The 5,432-nt window shown below is 73.1% G+C and carries 8 protein-coding genes; 3 read left to right on the forward strand and 5 right to left on the reverse strand.

Features of this window, described 5'->3' with window-relative positions; all coding sequences use genetic code 11:
* Window positions 1-327: 327 nt before the first annotated feature.
* Window positions 328-603 (reverse strand): hypothetical protein, encoded by a 276-nt coding sequence (locus tag AC2W7G_RS08530; RefSeq protein WP_485868054.1) that lies wholly within the window; start codon window positions 601-603, stop codon window positions 328-330.
* 32 nt (window positions 604-635) lie between these two features.
* Here AC2W7G_RS08530 and AC2W7G_RS08535 point away from each other — a divergent pair, with 32 nt between their 5' ends.
* Window positions 636-1,553 carry a mechanosensitive ion channel family protein gene (locus AC2W7G_RS08535; protein WP_485868055.1) on the forward strand — a complete coding sequence of 306 codons (918 nt, stop codon included), beginning with the start codon at window positions 636-638 and terminating at the stop codon, window positions 1,551-1,553.
* The gene (locus tag AC2W7G_RS08540; protein WP_485868056.1) at window positions 1,550-1,942 is read left to right on the forward strand and encodes a globin; all 393 of its coding nucleotides are present in this window, start codon (window positions 1,550-1,552) and stop codon (window positions 1,940-1,942) included. The genes AC2W7G_RS08535 and AC2W7G_RS08540 overlap by 4 nt, the downstream gene beginning before the upstream one ends.
* A gap of 1 nt (window position 1,943) precedes the next feature.
* On the opposite strand, the gene AC2W7G_RS08545 is transcribed toward AC2W7G_RS08540, so the two are convergent.
* The 3 genes from AC2W7G_RS08545 to AC2W7G_RS08555 are packed head-to-tail and all read right to left on the reverse strand — an operon-like array spanning window position 1,944 to window position 3,574.
* Window positions 1,944-2,663 carry a hypothetical protein gene (locus tag AC2W7G_RS08545; RefSeq protein ID WP_485868057.1) on the reverse strand — a complete coding sequence of 240 codons (720 nt, stop codon included), beginning with the start codon at window positions 2,661-2,663 and terminating at the stop codon, window positions 1,944-1,946.
* Between the two features lie 22 nt (window positions 2,664-2,685).
* Complete coding sequence (locus AC2W7G_RS08550) at window positions 2,686-2,916, reverse strand: biotin/lipoyl-binding carrier protein (RefSeq protein WP_485868058.1); 231 nt, start codon at window positions 2,914-2,916, stop codon at window positions 2,686-2,688.
* The gene (locus AC2W7G_RS08555; RefSeq protein WP_485868059.1) at window positions 2,909-3,574 is read right to left on the reverse strand and encodes a DUF2243 domain-containing protein; all 666 of its coding nucleotides are present in this window, start codon (window positions 3,572-3,574) and stop codon (window positions 2,909-2,911) included. Before AC2W7G_RS08555 ends, AC2W7G_RS08550 begins: the two co-directional genes overlap by 8 nt.
* Window positions 3,575-3,864: 290 nt before the next feature.
* Between AC2W7G_RS08555 and AC2W7G_RS08560 the strand changes: the two genes are divergently transcribed.
* Window positions 3,865-4,233, forward strand: coding sequence for a mycothiol transferase (locus AC2W7G_RS08560; protein ID WP_485868060.1), 369 nt, complete (start codon window positions 3,865-3,867; stop codon window positions 4,231-4,233).
* On the opposite strand, the gene AC2W7G_RS08565 is transcribed toward AC2W7G_RS08560, so the two are convergent.
* On the reverse strand, window positions 4,230-5,432 hold a 1,203-nt coding region (locus tag AC2W7G_RS08565), incomplete at its 5' end, for an ATP-binding SpoIIE family protein phosphatase (RefSeq protein WP_485868061.1). The two genes, AC2W7G_RS08560 and AC2W7G_RS08565, sit on opposite strands and share 4 nt — an antisense overlap.

A 5,432-nucleotide genomic window follows, 5' to 3' on the forward strand; every position in this document is an offset into this window, starting at 1 on the left:
CCGTCCGCCATGGCGCACACGGCGTCGGCGATGCGGACGTCCGGGTCCGCCGGGTCGAGCGACGCGGGACGCCTGATGCCGCGGTACGGCCGCTCCCAGACGTCGGCGTCCCGCGCGCGGCGGGTGAGCCCGGACTCCTTCAGCTCCGAGATGCGTCGTGCCTGGTCCATCGTCCGATGGTGGCCGCGGGGCTGCGCCGTCCGCCGAACGCCGTCCACAACGCACTGAGCGTGACGTTGTGCACGCGACACGCCGGTCGATACGTACACAACGTCACGCTCAGCGAGGAGGTGACGCGGTCTCGGAGGGTGAGTCCCCTCCGGGAGGTCAGTGGTGCTGGACGGGGGCCTTGTCGCCGGCCGGGACGAGCGCGGTCTCCGCCGGCGGCGGGACGTAGTTGTTGCGCGAGACGAGGGCGGCCAGCAGGCCGATGACGACGAACAGCGCGGCGGGGATGCCGACGATGAGGATCAGGAAGTCGAGCAGCGACTGCTCCGGCGCGTCCTCCCACGTCGAGGGCGCGTCGGCCGCCGCGGGACCGGCGGTGACGACGAGCGAGACGACGACGGTGGCCAGGACGACGGCGAGGCGCTTGGTGCTCATGGGCCCATCGTAGCCGCCCGTACAGTGGAGCCATGCCGTACCTCGACTTCGACCTGCCCGCGTCCTGGTCGCTCGAGGAGCTCGCGACGGACGCCGCGGGCATCGCCCTCATCGTCGTCCTCGCCGTCGTCGCGCGGTGGCTGATCAACCGTGCGATCGACCGGGTCGTCAAGCGCGCCTCCAAGGGCGCCGTGCCCGGCGTCCTGCGCCACGGGAAGGCGGCCGAGTTCTTCTCCGAGCTCCGTCCGGGGGCCAACGCCCGGCGCGTCCAGCGCGCCGAGGCGATGGGCTCGCTGCTCAAGAGCATCGTCACCGGCGTCATCGGCGCCATCGCGGTGCTGACGATCCTGCCGCGCCTCGGCGTGAACATCGCCCCGCTGCTGGCCAGCGCCGGCATCGTCGGCGTGGCCGTGGGCTTCGGTGCCCAGACGCTGGTGAAGGACTTCCTCTCCGGCGTCTTCATGATCATGGAGGACCAGTACGGCGTCGGCGACGTCATCGACCTCGGCGAGGCCAGCGGCACCGTCGAGGCGGTCGGCCTGCGCGTCACGCGGCTGCGCGACGTCAGCGGCACCGTCTGGTACGTCCGCAACGGCGAGGTGCTGCGCGTCGGCAACCTCAGCCAGAACTGGGCGCGCTCGGTGCTCGACATCACCGTCGGCTACGAGTCCGACCTCGACCAGGTGCAGGCGATCCTCAAGCAGGTCGCCCACGAGGTCTACGAGGACGAGACCTTCCGCGGCGACATCCTGGAGGAGCCCGAGGTGCCCGGCATCGAGCGCTTCGACAAGGACGGCCCGGTGCTGCGCGTGCTGGTGAAGACCGCGCCGCTCAAGCAGTGGGACGTCTCGCGCGCGCTGCGCGAGCGCATCAAGACCCGCTTCGACGCGGCGGGCATCCGCATCCCGGCGACCGTGACGGCGCCCCTGGCCACGGAGGGACAGCAGTGACGACCGCGGACGGCGAGGTCAGCTTCTACGAGGCGATCGGCGGGCACGACACGATCCGCCTGATCGTCGAGACGTTCTACGAGGGCGTGGCCACCGACCCGCTGCTCAAGCCGATGTACCCCGAGGAGGACCTCGGCCCGGCCGCGGAGCGGTTCACGATGTTCCTCGAGCAGTACTGGGGCGGCCCCGGCACGTACTCCGAGACCCGCGGCCACCCGCGGCTGCGCATGCGTCACGCCCCGTACGCCGTCGACAGCGCGGCGCGCGACGCCTGGCTGCGCCACTTCCGCGCGGGGCTCGACAAGGCGGCGCTGCCGCCCGAGCTGGACGCGCAGTTCTGGGCCTACGTGCAGCACGCGGCCACGTTCATGGTGAACACGCCGGGCTGAGCTAGGCGCTGAGCTCGACCAGCCGCGCGCGGGTCGCCTCGTCCAGCGGGCGCGACCGCTCGGCCTCCAGGTCGAAGGCCACCAGCACGGCCCGGCCGCGCACGACCACGCGTCCGTCGTGGACGACCTCGGAGACGATGGAGTACGAGGACGAGCCGACGTGCCCGATCCAGCTCGCGGTCGTGACCTCCCCCGCCGCGGCCGGCAGGTCGGCGTGCACGTCCAGGGCCATCGACACCACGACGACGGCGCCGCCCAGGTCGATGCCCGAGCGGTGGATGAACGCGATCCGGTTCTCCTGCGCCAGCTCCAGCAGCCCGGCGACGCCGAGCAGGCCGTCACGGCCGCCGTCGACCTCGCGCAGGCGGTAGGACGTGCGCAGGGCGACGTCCGGCGCGGACGACGTGGTGCCCGCGCGCTCGCCGAACCGGGTCTCGACCCGGGCGTGCACGTGCCGGGCGCCGTCGGCGTCGTCCATGGCCAGGTCCTGCACGAGCCGGTCGCCGTCGACCTCGCTGGTCACGACGACCGGACGCGTCGACAGGTGCATCGGCGAGCGGTAGGTCACCTCGGCCGCCACGACGGTGCGGTCGGCGGGCAGCACGCCCTCCGCGACGAGGCGCGCCTGCACCTCCTCGGCCACGACGGCGTACTTGACGTTGTTGACGTGGCGCAGGGAGTCGAGGTCCGACCAGCGCAGCGGGACGAGGTGCTCGGTCACCCGGGCATCCTGCCGCAGCCGCTCAGGCGTCGGCCGACGACCCCTCGATGACGACCACGACGTCGCCCTCCTGGACGATCTGGCCCTCCGCGACCGGGACGCTCCCCACGACGCCGGTGACCGGCGCGTGCACGGGGATCTCCATCTTCATCGACTCCAGCACGGCGAGCGTGTCGCCGGCCGAGACGGCGTCGCCCTCGGCGACGAGCAGCTTCCAGACGTTGCCGACGATCTCGGCGCGCACCTCAGCCACGGTGGCCCGCCTCGTGGGTCAGCATGCGCAGGGACTGGATCATGGTGTCGCGGGTCTCCTCGGGCAGGATCACGTCGTCGACGATGCCGGCCTCGGCGGCCAGGTACGGACGCGCGACGTTCTCGCGGTACTCGGCGGCCAGGCGGTCGCGCAGCTCGGCCGGGTCCTCGGCCGCCTGCAGGCCGCGGCGGTGCAGCAGCCAGCCGACGACGACGAGCAGCGCGCCGAGGGCGAGGAAGCCCAGGTCCCGCGACAGCGGGCCGCCGAGGTCGTCGCGCACGTGGTGGACGCCCAGGAGCTGGTGGTCGATCACGCCCTCGACGAGGTTGAACACGCCCCAGCCGGTCAGCAGCAGACCGAGGTGGAACGACCAGCTCGGCGCCAGACGGCCCTGACGCCAGGCGTCCACGAGCAGCAGCGAGCCGGTGAGCACGAACAGCCAGGTCACGACGTGGAAGAACCCGTCGGCCATCGTGTTCCACTCCAGGCCCGACAGGGTCGTCGGCTCCTTGCCGTGGACGTCGCTGATCATGTGGTGCCACTGCAGCACCTGGTGCAGCAGCACCCCGTCCACGAAGCCGCCCATCCCCAGGCCCATGAGCAACGAGCCCGCCCGCGAGGGCGGCTCGGCGGTGGTCGTCCGTGGTGCGCGTGTCATGCCCGCCCCGTACCCCCGCACGCCCTGGGCGAACACGGGCGCGATGGGTCCCCGGTGGGTGCCAGGGTGGGCCTCATGGACCAGGACCAGCTCAAGCAGCACCTGCACCGCTACCTGCAGGCCGGACGCGACGCCCTCATGTGGAAGCTCGAGGGGCTCTCGGAGTACGAGGTCCGCCGGCCGATGACCCGCACCGGGACCAACCTGCTCGGGCTGGTCAAGCACGTGGCCAGCATCGAGCTGGGCTACCTCGGCGACGTCTTCGACCGGCCCTCGGACATCCCGCTGCCGTGGCTGAGCCCCGACGCCGAGCCGAACGCCGACCTGTGGGTGCAGCCGTACGAGACCGGGCCCAGGTCGTCCAGCTGTACCGCGACGCGTGGACGCACGACGACGCGACGATCCGTGAGCTCGACCTCGACGCCGTCGGCCACGTGGAGTGGTGGGGCGAGCACGGACGCGTGACGCTGCACCAGGTCCTGCTCCACGTCATCGCCGAGACGCACCGGCACGCGGGCCACGCCGACATCGTCCGCGAAGCGATCGACGGGGTGGCGGGCATGCGCTCGCGGGACGACAACGTGTGGGGGCCGCCGGGCGGCTGGGACGCGCACCACGACCGGCTCGAGCAGGCCGCGCGCGAGGCCTCCGAGGGCTAGGCCGGCACCTGGGCCCAGACGGTCTTGCCGTCGCGGCGCTCCATCGTGCCCCAGCGCGACGACAGCGCGTCCACCAGCAGCATCCCGCGGCCACCGACCGCCTCGGTCGAGGCGATCCGCGGACGCGGCTCGCTCGGGCTGCGGTCGCTGACCTCGATGCGCACCGCGTCGCTGAGCTGCAGCAGCGCGAGGTGGGCGCTGCTGCCGGCGTGCACGAGCGCGTTGGTGACCAGCTCGCTGACGAGCAGCAGCACCGAGTCCTCGGCCTTCTCCAGCCCCCAGCGGCGCAGCGCGTCGGCGGCCACCGCCCGGGCGCGCGAGACCTCCTCGCGCCGGTCGACCTCGACCGTCACCCGGTCCTGCGCCCCGTGGCCGCGGTAGTCGCAGACCAGCAGGGCGACGTCGTCGGCCGAGTGCGAGCGCGCCGCCAGCAGGACCGCGTCGGCGGTCGCGCCCGCGCTGCTGCCGTGCAGGCCGCTGACCGTCGCGACGAGCTCGGCGACCGTCTCGTCCATGCCGACCTCGCGCCGCTCGACCAGGCCGTCGGTGTACAGCAGCAGCCGCGAGCCGGGCTGCAGCGTCGTGCGGGTGACCGGCCACGTCGTGTCGGCGACGGTGCCCAGCGGCAGGCCGCCCTCGCAGGCGAGCTCGACCGTGTGCCCGGACGGATCGGAGAGCACGGGCAGCGGGTGCCCGGCGCGGACGAGGACGAGCTCGCCCGTGCACGGGCTCAGCGTGGCCAGGCAGCAGGTCGCGAGGACGTTGGTGTCCAGCGACAGCATGAGCTGGTTGACCTGGGCGACCGCCACGTCCGGGTCGTGGCCCTCGGCGATGTAGGCGTGCATCGCCATGCGCAGCTGACCCATCACCGCGGCCGCGCTGATGCTGTGCCCCTGGACGTCGCCGATGACGAAGGTGATCGTGCCCTGCGGCGAGGAGATGACGTCGTACCAGTCGCCGCCGACCGCGGCCCCCGCGGCGCCGGGCCGGTAGCGCACCGCGAGCTCGACGGTGTCCAGCTCGGGGAGCTCCTGGGGGAGGAGCGAGCGCTGCAGGGTCAGCGAGGAGTCGGTCACCGCGGCGGCGTGCGCGCGCAGCTGCTGCTGCGAGCGGGCCTGCGCCTCGTCGAGGCGGGCACGCTCCATGGCCGCGGCCAGCTGACCGCCGACCGCGACGAACATCGCCACCGTGGCCGGCTC

The sequence above is a fragment of the Aeromicrobium sp. PFPM2_SD2 genome (assembly GCF_057364525.1).

Bases quoted from the DNA above. Each gene is read 5' to 3' on its own strand.
- AC2W7G_RS08530 (WP_485868054.1), bottom strand. From the start codon at position 603: ATGAGCACCAAGCGCCTCGCCGTCGTCCTGGCCACCGTCGTCGTCTCG.
- AC2W7G_RS08555 (WP_485868059.1), bottom strand. From the start codon at position 3,574: ATGACACGCGCACCACGGACGACCACCGCCGAGCCGCCCTCGCGGGCG.
- AC2W7G_RS08535 (WP_485868055.1), top strand. From the start codon at position 636: ATGCCGTACCTCGACTTCGACCTGCCCGCGTCCTGGTCGCTCGAGGAG.